The sequence below is a fragment of the Agrobacterium sp. CNPSo 2736 genome, assembly GCF_004005385.1.
Classification (GTDB): domain Bacteria; phylum Pseudomonadota; class Alphaproteobacteria; order Rhizobiales; family Rhizobiaceae; genus Agrobacterium; species Agrobacterium leguminum.
Genome location: NZ_RZTX01000011.1, coordinates 72,130 through 86,101, shown reverse-complemented (window position 1 = coordinate 86,101; position 13,972 = coordinate 72,130). Strand labels below are relative to the sequence as shown.

The 13,972-nt window shown below is 60.0% G+C and carries 12 protein-coding genes; 5 read left to right on the top strand and 7 right to left on the bottom strand.

Features of this window, described 5'->3' with window-relative positions; translation table 11 throughout:
- Positions 1-25 precede the first annotated feature (25 nt).
- The 5 genes from EM858_RS18020 to EM858_RS18000 all read left to right on the top strand — a co-directional run bounded on the left by EM858_RS18020 (position 26) and on the right by EM858_RS18000 (position 5,633).
- Entirely contained in the window at positions 26-1,147 is a 1,122-nt protein-coding gene (locus EM858_RS18020; protein ID WP_127757523.1) for a sn-glycerol-3-phosphate import ATP-binding protein UgpC, read from the top strand.
- Between the two features lie 417 nt (positions 1,148-1,564).
- The gene (locus EM858_RS18015; RefSeq protein ID WP_127757522.1) at positions 1,565-2,890 is read left to right on the top strand and encodes an LLM class flavin-dependent oxidoreductase; all 1,326 of its coding nucleotides are present in this window, start codon (positions 1,565-1,567) and stop codon (positions 2,888-2,890) included.
- A gap of 153 nt (positions 2,891-3,043) precedes the next feature.
- Positions 3,044-4,039, top strand: coding sequence for an aliphatic sulfonate ABC transporter substrate-binding protein (locus EM858_RS18010; RefSeq protein ID WP_127757521.1), 996 nt, complete (start codon positions 3,044-3,046; stop codon positions 4,037-4,039).
- Positions 4,036-4,905 carry an ABC transporter permease gene (locus EM858_RS18005; protein ID WP_127757520.1) on the top strand — a complete coding sequence of 290 codons (870 nt, stop codon included), beginning with the start codon at positions 4,036-4,038 and terminating at the stop codon, positions 4,903-4,905. The genes EM858_RS18010 and EM858_RS18005 overlap by 4 nt, the downstream gene beginning before the upstream one ends.
- Positions 4,902-5,633: an ABC transporter ATP-binding protein gene (locus EM858_RS18000; RefSeq protein WP_127757519.1), complete on the top strand. Its 732-nt coding sequence runs from the start codon at positions 4,902-4,904 to the stop codon at positions 5,631-5,633. Before EM858_RS18005 ends, EM858_RS18000 begins: the two co-directional genes overlap by 4 nt.
- Positions 5,634-5,641: 8 nt before the next feature.
- Here EM858_RS18000 and EM858_RS17995 read toward each other — a convergent pair whose 3' ends face one another.
- The 7 genes from EM858_RS17995 to EM858_RS17965 all read right to left on the bottom strand — a co-directional run bounded on the left by EM858_RS17995 (position 5,642) and on the right by EM858_RS17965 (position 13,903).
- A complete protein-coding gene (locus EM858_RS17995) occupies positions 5,642-6,469 on the bottom strand; it encodes a carbohydrate ABC transporter permease (protein WP_127757518.1) in 828 nt (275 codons plus the stop codon).
- Positions 6,466-7,350 (bottom strand): sugar ABC transporter permease, encoded by an 885-nt coding sequence (locus EM858_RS17990; RefSeq protein WP_164865472.1) that lies wholly within the window; start codon positions 7,348-7,350, stop codon positions 6,466-6,468. The genes EM858_RS17995 and EM858_RS17990 overlap by 4 nt, the downstream gene beginning before the upstream one ends.
- Positions 7,351-7,418: 68 nt before the next feature.
- Positions 7,419-8,693, bottom strand: a complete 1,275-nt coding sequence (locus EM858_RS17985) for an extracellular solute-binding protein (RefSeq protein ID WP_127757517.1) — start codon at positions 8,691-8,693, stop codon at positions 7,419-7,421.
- 73 nt (positions 8,694-8,766) lie between these two features.
- Positions 8,767-9,840 carry an ABC transporter ATP-binding protein gene (locus tag EM858_RS17980; RefSeq protein WP_080820842.1) on the bottom strand — a complete coding sequence of 358 codons (1,074 nt, stop codon included), beginning with the start codon at positions 9,838-9,840 and terminating at the stop codon, positions 8,767-8,769.
- A 7-nt stretch (positions 9,841-9,847) separates the two neighbouring features.
- Positions 9,848-11,359: an alpha-N-arabinofuranosidase gene (locus EM858_RS17975; RefSeq protein ID WP_127757516.1), complete on the bottom strand. Its 1,512-nt coding sequence runs from the start codon at positions 11,357-11,359 to the stop codon at positions 9,848-9,850.
- A gap of 123 nt (positions 11,360-11,482) precedes the next feature.
- Entirely contained in the window at positions 11,483-12,412 is a 930-nt protein-coding gene (locus EM858_RS17970) for a transcriptional regulator (protein WP_065656073.1), read from the bottom strand.
- A gap of 183 nt (positions 12,413-12,595) precedes the next feature.
- A complete protein-coding gene (locus tag EM858_RS17965; protein ID WP_127757515.1) occupies positions 12,596-13,903 on the bottom strand; it encodes an ABC transporter substrate-binding protein in 1,308 nt (435 codons plus the stop codon).
- Positions 13,904-13,972 lie beyond the last annotated feature (69 nt).

Below are 13,972 nucleotides of genomic sequence, written 5' to 3'. Positions count from 1 at the left end.
CTTTCAACAACAAGGTTTTCCCATCATGGCTCAGATCGATATCCGTCAGGTCCGCAAATCCTATGGCAAGACGCCCACCCTGCACGGCGTGGACCTCACTTTCGACTCAGGCGAATTCGTCGTCATCCTCGGCCCGTCGGGCTGTGGCAAATCCACGCTTCTGCGCATGATCGCCGGTCTGGAGGACATCACCTCCGGAGAGATCGCCATTGGCGGACGGGTGGTCAACACACTGGAACCGCGCGAGCGCGGCTGCGCCATGGTGTTCCAGAACTATGCGCTTTACCCGCATATGTCGGTGGCCGGCAATATCGGCTATGCGCTGAAGGTGGCAGGCGTTCCCAAGGCCGAACGCCAGCGCCGCATCGAGGAAACCGCAAAGATAGTCGGCCTTTCCGATTATCTGGAGCGCAAGCCCGCGGCCCTTTCCGGCGGCCAGCGCCAGCGCGTCGCCATGGCCCGCGCCATCATCCGCGAACCTGCGGTGTTTCTTTTCGACGAGCCGCTCTCCAACCTCGACGCCAAGCTGCGCGTGACCATGCGCGCGGAAATCCGCAAGCTGCACCAGCGCCTTTCCGCCACCTCCATCTTCGTCACCCACGATCAGGTGGAGGCCATGACGCTGGCCGACCGGCTGGTGGTGATGAACAGGGGCAATGTCGAGCAGGTCGGCCACCCGCTGGATATCTATCACCGCCCGGCCAGCACCTTCGTGGCATCCTTCATCGGCTCGCCGGCAATGAACCTGTTCACGACAAGGGTGGAGGTGGAATCCCCCGCCGTGATGCTGCATGGCACGCCCGTAAAGCTCTTCCCCGAAACCGCGCTGGAACTGCGCGGCCGCGATGTGACGGTGGGCATCCGCCCGGAACAGTGCGTGGTCAGCACGGATGGCGCCGGCGTGCCTGCAGTCGTGGATTTCGTCGAGGAACTCGGATCGGGCCGCATCGTCCATGCCGATATCGCCGGCGAGACCTTCTCCGCCGCCATCGGTGAGGACCTCTCGGTAAAACCCGGCCAGCGCATCCACCTCGATCTCCCCGCCGCCCACCTTCATTTCTTCGATCCGGCCACCGGCAAGCGGATCGAAACCGAGGGCGCCGTCGAAACCACCCGTATCGGCAACGAGAAACTGCTGGCGGTTTAGGCCCGCGTAGGATGCCTCCGGTGCGGTTTCGGATATAGTCCACCCGCACCGGCTCCGGAAGCGATGGTGCCGGATAATTGATTAAGTCTGATAAATCACATCAGAAAAAATATTTAATATATTGAATTTTATATATTTTCTTATGGAGGCTTGACAGCGAAGCATCCGCCGTCAGCTGTCTTGCCGCGGCCACTCCGCCGTTGCACTTCAAAGATGACCGAGCGGCTGCCGCCACGGGATCATCGCCAGATGCAGAATTTCAGCAAAAATCTTTCGGTTCGGAAATCATAATCGGAATAGTCTTTGCCGCGCCAATCCCCCGGCGGGGATATCGTCGCGACGAGCAAAGGCCTGCCTGCGGCTGAGGCCCTCCGCAACGCGCCGCGCAAGCCAAAACATCGACGAAAGTGAAGCCCAATGGCAAATGATCGCAAACTGCATCTCGGCGCCTTCATGCGGCCCGTCAGTCTCCATACGGGTGCATGGCGTTATCCGGGCGCCTTCCCGGATGCGAATTTCAATTTCGCCCATCTGGCGCGCTTCGCACAGCAGCTCGAGGCTGCGAAGTTCGACGCATTCTTCATGGCCGATCATCTGGCGGTGCTGAACATGCCCACGGAGGCGCTGCGCCGCAGCCACACCGTCACCTCCTTCGAGCCCTTCACTTTGCTTTCGGCACTCGCCGCCGTCACCTCCCGCATCGGGCTGGTCGCCACCGCCTCCACCACATTCGATGAGCCCTATCACGTCGCCCGGCGTTTCGCCTCGCTCGATCACCTCAGCAACGGTCGCGCCGGCTGGAACATCGTCACCACGTCAAATCCCGACGCCGCCCGGAATTTCGGCCGCGAACAACAGCCTGACCATGCCGAGCGCTATGGCCGCGCGCGGGAATTTTACGATGTCGTCACCGGCCTCTGGGACTCCTTTTCCGACGACGCCTTTATCCGGGATGTCGATAGCGGGCTGTTCTTCGATCCCGAAAAGATGCATGTGCTGGATCACAAGGGACCCGAATTTTCCGTGCGCGGACCGCTCAACATCGCGCGCCCGGTGCAGGGTTGGCCCGTCATCGTGCAGGCCGGAGCGTCCGAACCGGGACGCCAGCTTGCCGCCGAGACGGCAGAGGTGGTTTTTGCCGCAACACCCACGCTTGCGGCGGGCAAGGCTTTTTATAAGGACGTCAAGGACAGGACTGTCGCGGCGGGCCGTTCGCGCGACGGAATTGTCATCCTACCGGGCGCTTTCGTTCTCGTCGGCGACAGCGTGGAAGAGGCGAAGGCCAAACGCGCCAAACTCGACAGCCTTGTCCATTATGACAGCGCAATCGCCTCGCTCTCGATTGCGCTCGGCCACGGTGTTTCCGGCTTCGATCCCGATGGTCCCCTGCCTGATATTCCGGAAACGAACGCCAGCAAATCCAGCCGTGAAAGGGTGATCGAGCTTGCCCGAAGCGAGGGCCTGACGGTGCGCCAGCTTGCCCAGCGACTGGGCGGTTATGCGGGTCTTGCCTTTGTCGGCACGCCAAAGACCATCGCCGACGAGATGGAGCAATGGCTCCATGAGGAGGGTTCGGATGGTTTCAACGTCACCTTCCCTTTCCTGCCGGCCGGCCTCGACGACTTCACGACGCAGGTGGTGCCGGAACTGCAAAGGCGCGGGCTATTCCGCAAGGACTATGAGGGGCCGACATTGCGCGACCATCTCGGCCTGCAACGACCGGCCAATCGTTTTTTCACCTGAATAAAGCGCCGTCGCGCCGATTGCGCTCCCGGTAGGGAGATTTTCCACGCGGCTCGCAAAGTTTGGCATGAGGTTCCAGAAGGGCGGATTGACCTTAAAAACACCCGCCCATACCCTTTAAATACATAAAATACATAAATTAGGTGAATTAATATGAAGACTGAACATTCCCGCCGCCAGATCCTCAAATTCGGCATTGCCGGCGCTCTTGCCGCACCGCTTGCCACGGGCAAGGCGCTGGCCCAGAGTTCCCCGGAATTTCCTGCCGAGCTGAAGCTGGACTGGGGATTTTACTCCTCCCATACGCTGCTGATAAAGAACAAGGGCTGGCTTGAGGAGGCTTTCAAGGATGTCGGCACGAAGATCACCTGGGTGCAATCCCGCGGCAGCAACAATTCGCTCGAATTCCTGAAGGTCGGTTCGACGGATTTTGCCGGCTCGGCCGCCCTTTCCGCCTTTCTCGCCCGCGCCAATGGCGTGCCGCTGAAGGTGATCTATGTGGCGAGCTGGGGCGGTTCTTCCATCATTCAGGTGCGCCCGGATTCGCCCATCAAAACCGTCGCCGATCTCAAGGGCAAGACCATTGCGGTCACCAAGGGCACCGCGCCCTATTTCACCCTCGTCCGCGCGCTTGACCAGAACAAGCTGTCCATCGACGACCTGAAGGTCGTGAACCTGCAGCATCCGGAAGGGTTCAACGCGCTTCAGCAGGGTCAGGTGGATGCCTGGGTCGGCATCGATCCACATACATCCCAGGCCGAGCTTGCCGGCGACCGCGCGATTTTCGACGAGCGCAGCTGGCGCGACGGCAGCGTCTTCAGCGTCTCCGAGGAGTTTCTGGCGAAGTACCCGAAAGCGGTCGACAGACTTCTCGGCGTCTGGGTGCAGACGCAGAAGTGGATTCGTGAAAACAAGGGCGAATTCATCGATTTCGTCACGCAGGTCACCGGCAACGATCCCAAGATCACCAGGCTGACAATCGAGAAGCGCGACTGGAATAATCCCGTTCCGGGTGAGGAATTGCTGAACTCGATCCGCATCGTCACGCCGCTTCTGGGTGACGACGTCCTGCGCCCCGGCGTCAATGTCGACAATGTCCTCTCCTCCCTGAGCGACCCGGCACCGGCGAAAAAGGCGCTTGGCGCATGAATTCCCATCCGCGCGAATTCCAGCGCGTGAAACAGACTGCGGGACAATTCCCTTCCCGATTGCCGCTTGTGCAGAGGGTGGGGAATTTCCTTGGCCGTTTCGACCTGCGCGGCGCAATCGTGCCCGTCGGGTCGCTGCTGCTGCTTGAGCTTTTCGTCCGCCTCGGCTGGGTCAGCCCCTATGTGCTGCCGCCGCCTTCCGAACTTTACGATACGTTCCTGCGGCTTGCGGAAGGTCCCCTGTGGACGAATGTTGCGGCCAGTACCGCGCGCGTCTTCGTCGGCTTCGTCATCGGCTCCCTGCTCGCCATCGTCGTCGGTTCGCTCGTCGGTCTGGTGATTGCCGCCGAACGTTATCTCGAGCCGACGTTTCAGGCGCTGCGGGCGGTCCCGAGCCTTGCATGGGTGCCGCTGCTGATGATCTGGTTCGGCATCGGCGAAACCTCGAAAATCGTGCTGATCGCCAAAAGCGCGTTTTTCCCGGTCTATCTCAACCTCTTTTCCGGCATCCGAAATGTCGACCGCAAGCTGGTGGAGGTGGGCGAGATGTATCGCCAGCCGCTGCCCGTGCTGGTGTGGCGGATTTTCATTCCCGCCTCGTTGCCGCATCTCTTCACGGGCCTGCGTTACGGGCTGTCACTCGCCTGGCTGAGCGTCGTTGCGGCCGAGCTTCTGGCCGCCTCGGAAGGTATCGGCTACATGCTGTCCGACGGGCGGGAGCTTTCCCGGCCCGATCTCGTTATGATCGCCATCATCTGCCTTGCGGTACTGGGCAAGATTTCCGACAGCCTCTTCAAGATCGTCGAAGACCGCTGCCTGCGCTGGCGCGACACCTATCCGCTTCAGCAGGAAGGACGCCTGCGATGAGTTTGCTCAATGTCGATGTGCGCGAAAAGGCTTTCGGCGACACGGTGATCCTTCAGGATATCCAGCTCACGCTGGGCGATGGCGAAGCGGCGGTTCTTCTCGGCCCCAGCGGCTGCGGCAAGAGCACATTGCTGCGCATCGCCGCCGGCCTCGACCGACGTTTTTCAGGCGCGGTCAGGGTTCAGCAGGACGAGGAGCAGACATCCAACTCACCGCCCATCGCCTTCGTCTTTCAGGAACCCCGCCTGATGCCCTGGCTGACGGTTGCCGAAAACATCGGTTATGCGGCGGGGAGGAAATATGATGTCGGGCGCGTGGAGAAGCTGATCGACGATGTGGGTTTAAGCGGCCATGGCGGGGCGCTGCCGAAAGCCCTTTCGGGCGGCATGGCGCAACGTGTGGCAATCGCAAGGGCGCTCTATACCGAGCCGCGCATTCTGCTCCTCGATGAACCCTTCAGCGCGGTCGATGCTTTTACACGGATGAAATTGCAGGATCTGGTGCTGAAGCTCGTCGAACAGCGCGGCATCTCCTTCCTGCTCGTCACCCACGATATCGACGAAGCGCTCTATCTCGGCGACCGGATTTACATGATGGGCGCCCATGACGGCCGTATCCAGCAGCGGATAGAGGTGGACGTACCGCGCCCGCGCGACCGGAGGGCGCCACAGCTCGCAAACCTCAAGAACGAGGTACTGACCGCCCTGCACAATGCCCACGTCATCTGAGGAGCATCTCAGCCCTTAACACCCGACGAAATCATGATGGCCTCCGTCACGCGCCGCTGGAAGATGACATAGGCGATGATGACCGGCAGGGCCGCCAGCATGGCGACGGCCATCAGCCGCGCATAGGCGACACCGAAAGCGTCGTTGACCTGGGTGATGCCGACCGGGATCGTCATCATGTTTTCGGAGGTGACCACGAGGAAGGGCCAGAAGAAGGCGTTCCATACCGTAATGAAGGTCACGATCGCCATGGCCGTCGTGATGCCCCAGTTGAGCGGCAGATAGACCCGGAACAGGATCGTATATTCGCCGCCGCCATCCAGCACCACCGCTTCGCGCATCTCCTTCGGCACGCTGTCGAAAAACTGCTTGTAGACGATGATGACGATGGGCGTGATCAACTGCGGCAGGATGATGCCCGCCCAGGTGTTGATGAGGTTGAGGTTCTTCATCAGGATGAACTGGGTGACGACCAGCGTCTGCGCCGGCACCATGAAGCTTGCCAGCACGATGCCATAAAGCAGCCGCCTGCCTGGAAAGCGTATCTGCGACAGCGCATAGGCGCAGAGCATGGAAATGAACAGCACCGAGATCGTGACGATGACGGCCGTGCCGATGGAGTTCACATACCAGGTCATCAGCCGGGTATTGGATATCGCATTGAAATAAGCGCCGAGGCGAAACTCGTCCGGCAAAAGCGACATGTTGCCGGCAACGTTCTCATCGGCTCGAAGCGAGGTGACGAAGCTCCAGTAGAGCGGAAAAATCCAGACGAGGGCCGCCGAAAAAGTCAGCAGCGTCAGAACCAGGTTCTCGAGTTTTCTCATCGGGCTCATGAATTCCTCCGGATGCGCAGCAGCTGGAACTGGAAAACGGAAACGATGACGATCAGCAGGAAAAGCACCGTCGCCACGGCAGACGCATAACCGCCATTGTTCATCTGAAAGGCCTCGCGATAGACCTTGAGGAGCAGCACGAAGCTGGAATTGAACGGCCCGCCGCCGCTTAAGAGATAGATCTGGTCGAATATCTTCAGTTGCAGGATCAGTTGCAGCGTCAGCACCAGCGCCGTGACCGGCCACAGAAGCGGCCAGGTGACGCGGCGGAAGCGCTGCCAGGTTGTCGCGCCATCCAGAGCCGCCGCCTCATAAAGCTCGGCCGGTATGTTCCGCAATCCGGCAATGAAGAGCAGCACGTTGAAGCCGTTCGTCCACCAGATGGTGACGACGGCAACCATCGGCATGACCCAGTAGGGGTTCTTGAAAACGGCGACGGGTTTGCCGGCAATCAGCGAAATCACCGGCTGGAGAATGCCGAACTGCAGATCGAGCATCCAGGCCCAGATTTCGGTGACGACCGAAACCGGCAGCACATAGGGCAGGAAAAACAGGCTCATCGCAATCGTCTGCTTCACGCCCGAGAGGCGGCTGACGGCCAGCGCGATCATCAGGGCGATGACCGTTGTCGGTATGACGGTCAAAAGCACGAAATAGCCGTTGTTCTTGAGCGAGGTGACGAACAGGCGGTCGCCCAGCAGTTTCGCGTAATTCTCCAGGCCGATCCAGTTTCCCTCACCGATCAGCGGCGCATCGGTGAAGCTGATGCGCACCATCTCTATCAGCGGATAAAGAAAGAAGGTGGTGAAGACCAGAACGAACGGCGTCACCATCGACAGCGCGATCAGCGATTTCTTGCGCCGGTTTTCAATCATAGCCATGGAATGTCTCCGGGAGCTTGCGCATTGCACTCTGCCCTCCGGGCTCAAACCGGAGGGCAGGCTGCCGATTACCTGAGCTTGCCCTGCAGCTCATCCTTGATCTGCTCCACGGCGTCGGTGCTGCTCATGAAGCCCTGAATGGCAGGGGCGATGACGTTGAGAGCGGCATCATAGGCGGGCGAAGCGACCCCGGTTATGGTGGTCTTCGGATCGAACACCGCCGCTTCCGCCAGCGAGGCATAGGTGGCATTCGGCTGCATCGCCTTGTATTCGCTGCTTTCGGTGATGGACTTGTAGGCCGGAATATGCCCGGCATCGGCCCAGCTGATGGCGTGTTTTTCCATCCAGCCGATCACCTTCATCACGGCGGCGCGTTTTTCGCCGGAGACCGTTTTGTCACCTTCATTCGGAATGGCGAAGGCATGGGAATCCGCCCAGGTGGCGCGCTTGCCCATCAGGGGCGGCACTTCCACCGCACTCCATTTGAAGCCGAGCTTGCCGTTCTTTTCCAGATCCTTGTAGGTCGGAACTTCCCAGACGCCGTTCAGCTGGAACGCGGATTTGCCGGCGGAAAACAGCGCCACCGAGGCCTCATATTCCGCCTGTTCGGGGGCCCAGCCGTTTTCCCGCCATCTGGACATGGTCTCGATGGCCTTTGCCGCCTTTTCAGCATTGTCGCCGGCGAGAACCTCCTTTTCGGTGACGAGTTCGCCGCCCTGTTGCGACAGCAGCGTATAAAAGACGCGCCACACCCCGCCTTCGCCACCCGATTGATAGGTGATCGGCGTCTCAACGCCATTGTCCTTCGCCCAGGCCAGCGCCTTCTCGAAATCCTCAATCGTCTTGATGCCGGTCAGCTTGCCCTCGGCATCGAGATAGGGCGAGCCTTTGAGAAGATCGGCATTGTAATAAAGGACAAGCGCATGGATATCGAACGGCACGGCGTAGAGTTTGCCGTTCTGGGTGGCCGCTTCCACGGGTGCGCTGAAGAAGTCTCCGGTCTTCAGCCCCGCATCCTCGAGATCCTTTTCGGTGATTTCGCTCAGCACTTTTTCTTCAAGGCCGAGCGGCGCGCGTGACAGGTGATAGGTCATGACATCCGGCCCCTCACCCACCGCGGAAGCCGTGCGCACCTTGGTATAAAAGGGCACGCCCCATTCGAGCGTCGTTCCCTTGATCTGGATGTCCGGGTGTTCCTTGTTGAAGGCATCGATCAACGCCTTCATGCGCACGCCGTCACCGCCCGACAGAAAGTCCCACCAGATGATATCCTGCTTCGCGAGAGCCGGCAGGGCGCTGAGACCCAGAGCCGCACCAACAAGCAATGTCTTGATCAGTCGCATCGTTCACTCCTCCCGTTTGATCGAACATCCCGTCGAGGGATGGTTTGCTGTTTCGAAAGACGCCTCCTCGCGCCTATCGCAACCGTCTGCCGTCATCGTCGAAGACAAGGACATGGTCGGGCGAGGCGGTAAGCGATACCGACCGGCCATCCAGCCTTTCCCGCGTGCCCTGCCGCTGCACGATGATTTCTTTCCCGGCTCCGGTGCGGGTATAGAGGTAGGAAAGATCGCCTAGCTCTTCCGCGACCTCGACGACGACCGGCAGGGCGCCCTGTTCCGCAATCGTCAGATGCTCCGGCCGAATTCCGATTTCGACCCGCTGGCCGGGGGAAACGGACTGGGCAAGCCGGGCCCTGAGATGCCCCGCCCCGCCCTCTGGCGCGAGCGTCACGATGCCATCCGCCTGGGAGACGATATCTGCCCGCAGGAAGTTCATCGCGGGCGATCCGATAAACCCGGCCACGAAGCGGTTGTCCGGATCGTCGTAAAGGGTGAGCGGCGCCCCCGCCTGCTGCACGATGCCGCCCTTCAGCACGAAAATCCTGTCCGCAAGCGTCATGGCTTCCACCTGGTCATGCGTGACATAGATCATCGTCGCGCCCAGCTTGCGGTGAAGCCGGGTCAGTTCCAGCCGCATCTGCACACGCAGTTCGGCGTCCAGATTGGACAGCGGCTCATCGAAGAGGAATACCTTCGGCTGCCGCACGATGGCGCGGCCGATGGCCACGCGCTGCCTCTGGCCGCCGGAAAGCTGCGAGGGCCGTTTGTGCAGATGCTCCTCAAGCTGGAGGATGCGCGCGGCCTCGCCCACCCTCTCCGTCACCTCCGCCTTCGGCCGGCGGGCAAGACGCAGGCTGAACGCCATGTTCTCGAACACCGTCAGATGCGGATAGAGCGCATAGTTCTGGAACACCATCGCAACGCCGCGATCCGCCGGTTCGACCGCGGTGACATCACGCTCATCGATGGCGATGCGCCCGCCGCTGGTTTCCTCAAGGCCGGCGATCATGCGCAACAGGGTGGATTTTCCGCAGCCGGAAGGCCCCACGAAAACCGCGAAGCTGCCGGCTGGAATTTCCATCGAAACATCCCGGATCGCCGCGAAAGATCCGAAGGACTTGGCGACATTGTTGAGACGGACACCCATGGCCGCCTCACTGAACCTTCAGCCGCAGCACATGATAGGACAGCGCAGGCACCGAACCCTTCAGCGCCCCGTCCTCCACGGCGACGCCGCTGCCCGGCACCGGCACGACGCGATCCGGCTGATCCGGGCCGTTGCCGAGGCGCAGATCATATCCCGCCATGGCAAGATGCAGGCTGAGAGTGGCGGATGAATAGCCGGTGAGGCTGACATCGATCTCCGCCGCTTCTGTCAGATGGCGGTTGAGCACGAACAGCGTCACGACGCCTTCCGCTTCGTCATAAACACCGGCAACATCGAGATATTTGACGTCGTCGGCCGCGTTGCAATCGTAAGTCGGGCAATCGACCGCAACATTCAGTGCGACGCCACGGCCATAAAGCGAGGCGAACTGATAGGGATAATAGATCGTCTGCCGCCAGGCCGGCCCGTTCTTTTCCGCCCGGATGGGGGCGATGACATTGACGAGCTGGGCGATGCAGGCGATGCGCACGCGGTCCGAACGGCGGATGAACTCGTTGAGAAGGCCGGCGACGAAAAGCGCGTCCTCGAAATTATAGGTCTCTTCCAGAAGTGCCGGCGCTTCCGGCCAGTCCCAGCTCTTGATGCGTTTGCCGTCTTCTTCGCGGATGTGATACCAGACGTTCCATTCGTCGAAGCAGATGGAGACCTCGTTTTTGGCGCGCTTCTTGGCCTTCACGTAATCGATGACCCCGGCAATCGTCTGGATATAGCGCCCGGTTTCCTCGATCTTGCCGAAATAATTCAGCGTGTCGCGGCTGTTATTACCGAAATATTTGTGCAGCGAGATGTGGTCGACATTCTCATAGCACTCCTCCAGCACCTCGCGCTCCCATTCGGGATAGGTCGGCATGCCGTCATTGGAACTGCCGCAGACAATCGCTTCAATCGTCGGATCGAAACCCTTGAAGGCCTTGGCGGTTTCATTGGCCAGACGGCCGTATTCCACCGCCGTCTTGTGACCGATCTGCCAGGGACCGTCCATCTCGTTGCCGAGGCACCACATTTTAACACCGTGGGGCTTTTCAGTGCCGTGACTGCGGCGCAGATCGCTGAGCGTGGTGCCGCCCGGAAAATTCACATATTCGAGGAAATTACGGGCATCATCCAGACCACGGGAACCGAGATTGACGGCGAGCATCATCTCGATGCCGGCCATCTGCGCCCAGTCGGCGAATTCGTTGATGCCGATCTGGTTGGTTTCCCTGGAGCGCCATGCGAGATCGAGACGAATGGGGCGCTGATCGCGCGGCCCGATGCCGTCTTCCCAGCGATAGGCGGAAACGAAGTTGCCGCCGGGGTAGCGAATGGCGGGAATTTTCAGGTCCTGCACGAATTTCAGAACGTCCCTGCGGAAGCCGTTTTCGTCCGCCTGCGGATGGCCGGGCTCATAGATGCCGCCATAGATGGCACGCCCCATATGTTCGATGAAGGCGGAATAAAGACGATCGTCGATACGCCCAATCCGGAAGTCCCGGTGGACTGAAACCCGCGCTTTCATAAGGCTCTCCTCCCCTGCGCATTTATATCTCAAAATATGATATAAACCATATTTGATAATATAGTTGCCGAGGGAATCCGCGCCTGTCAACCGCGAAAATCATACTTTTGAAAATTGGCTGGATCAGCCTGCGGTACGCAGGCGCAGAACGATGTCCTGATCGTAATTTCCGAAGCCGCGGCCAAAGATATTCAGCCCGCCCGGATGTTTTGCATCGGCCTTGACCTCGATGCGCAAGCGGATGGAACGGTGGCTGGTCAGATCGATATCCGCCAGCGTCACATCCGAAATCCGGGTTCCGTCGACATAGGTTCCCTGCGCGGTGATGCGCCAGGTCTTGAGCATGCCATATTGGGAACCGGAGAGCTTCCACCAGTCCGGCGTAAACGCGCCGCGCTTGTCGCCGAAGTCGCCGGGCGAGGTCCAGACCCCGATTTCCCGGCCGTTGACGGATAGCGTAATATCGGACGGCCAGTTGCTGTGCGTTCCCGGCACTTCGGAGCTGACCTCCATCGAAAACTCGATTTCCTCGACTTCCCGCCCCTGAATCTTGGCATTATTGGGAAATTGATATTCCACGAAGCCGGAGGTCAACCACAACAGCGCCGCCTTCATGCGGTCCGGATCCATGAATGTATCGGGCACATCGAGCAGGCCGATGATGCCCTCCGGCGAGCAGATGCCGCAGGGCGCGGTTACCGAACTTTGGGTGTAAAGACCGAGCGGCATGGCGACCGCGATGTAATTCGATGCGGCCGGCGCCTCGGGTTTCCGGAAGGAAACAATGAGTTCGTCGCAGGTGGCGAAACAGATTTTCTGGTTGCCCTTGCGCGCCTTGCGCGTTTCGGTTCGCAGCAGCCCCGCTTCCTCGAGAACGGCCACGCCGGCGGAAACGGTGGACTGGGGGAGTTCCAGTCTCTGCGCAATTTCGTTGACGTTGAGGCCGCTCGCCTCATGCAGCAGCTTCAATATCTGCACGCGGATCAGCGACGCCGCCGCTTTCAGGACATCGAATTCTTTTTCAGCATCAACGAGGAGGAAATTGGGCGCCATATTCTAATCTTCAGATTTATCGATCCAGATCAGAATTTCTGGCTTAAATGCCATGCACTTGTCCAGTGCTGTTTGTCACGCAGTCGCTTTTGAAAGGCGTGAAGCGCCATCCACCCCACTCACTTCACAAAAAAGAGCACCGCCACACGGTCTCGATACCGTGCGGCGGTGCCCGTTTCGTCGTCAGCCGCGCTTGCGCAGGGTCCGCGTGCCGGTGTCGACGAGGTTTTGCGCCGCTTCATCCACGCTGGCGCGGCCGAAGGCGAGCGAATCGGCAATGGGGCGCATCACGCCACGGTCGAACTCGTTGGCGCCGATCGGTGCGGGTTCCGGATAGGAATCGAGCTTGCCCGACAGGCTTTCGATATAATTCACCGTCTTGCGCTCGGTCTCGTTGAGGCTCGGCAGCAATGCTTCCCGCACGACCTTGGCCGGCGGTACGCCACGCTCGACGCCGAGCACCTTGCCGGCTTCCAGATCGTTGACGAAGAAGTTGATGAATTTCGCGGCCGCTTCCGCATTGGTCGAGGTGGACGAAATGGACCAGATGAGGCCCGGCCGGTAATAATGCCCGGTCGGCTTGCCCGGCCCCTCACCCGGCAGCATGCCGATGGACAGCGTTTGTTTATTCAGCTTCTGATAACCGACAAGCTGGTTGGAATAGGCGAAACCGATGGCAGAATTGCCGAGCGTCAGGGCGTTGGATTCGATGGTGTTGTCGTCACGCGTCTGGATATCGGCGGAAACGCAGAGCTTGTTCTCGCGCAGGTCTTCCCAATAGGCGAACCATTCCTTGGCGTCTTCCTTGTTGAAGCCGATGGTGCCGTCCTGAAACAGCAGCTTGCCGCGCTGGCGCAGCCAGACATCGAAAACATAATGATAACGCGCGCCATAGGGCACCGCCCAATAGTTCCGTTTTGCCGGACCGTTCTTCTTGAAATCGCGCGCCAGTTCCGAGAGCGCCTTCCAGGTGATCTGCTCCTGCGGCACGGAAACGCCGGCTTCCTTCAGCGTATCGGCATCGTACATCATGCAGAAGGAATTCAGCCCGAGGCCGACGCCGTAAAGCTTGCCATCGATGCGGCAGAGATCGACCTCGCTTTTGCCGAAGGTGGAAAGATCGAGCGACTTGCCGACGAACTGGTCCAGCTCCATGCAGGCGCCACGGCCGGAATAATCGGCAATGGTGGAAGGTTCGAGCTGGAAGATGTCGGCGACGTTGCGCCCCGCCATCGATGTCGCAAGCTTGGTCCAGTAATCGGAACCGGCGATCATTTCGCCGCTGATCTCCGTCTGCGGGTTAGCCTTCTGGTAAAGGGCGATCACGTCGTTGGTGCGCTTGCTGCGGTCGGCCGATCCCCACCATACGCAGCGAAGCCGGGTCTCAGCCGCGGCCGCGCGAAAACCGCCCCCCACTGCACCAAGACCAACCACGCCGAGACCGGCCAGCGCCGCCGTCACCAAAAATCCACGTCTGTCGATAGTTTGCATCTGCTCCTCCCGCGTTTTGCAAATTTTTCACTGACTACTTAAATTCTTGCAAATTTTCTTTGTTTGCAA